Consider the following 327-nt stretch of genomic DNA (forward strand, 5'->3'; position numbering starts at 1 on the left):
CGACGCCGCGGATCTCCGCCTCGGTCGCGGCGCGCTGGCGGTCCCGGCGGGACTCGGTCTGCGTGCTCATGTCACCTCCTCGCGCTCCGTGGCGTCGGCCGGATGAGCATGCAGCGCCGTCACCCTTGACCGCCGTGAACGGTGCATGCTTCAGTACACACCGTTAGCAAACACCGTTTACGTCGGTGATCGCCGATCACCAGAGCCTACGCCACGGAGGTCCCCATGTTCGTCGCACTCGGCCGGCTGACCCATCGGCGTCGGCGGTGGGTCCTCGCCGTCGTCGCGCTGCTCACGGTCGCGGCGGCCGTCCTCGGACCCGGCGTC

This window comes from Actinotalea ferrariae (assembly GCF_019733465.1).
Lineage (GTDB): Bacteria > Actinomycetota > Actinomycetes > Actinomycetales > Cellulomonadaceae > Actinotalea > Actinotalea ferrariae_A.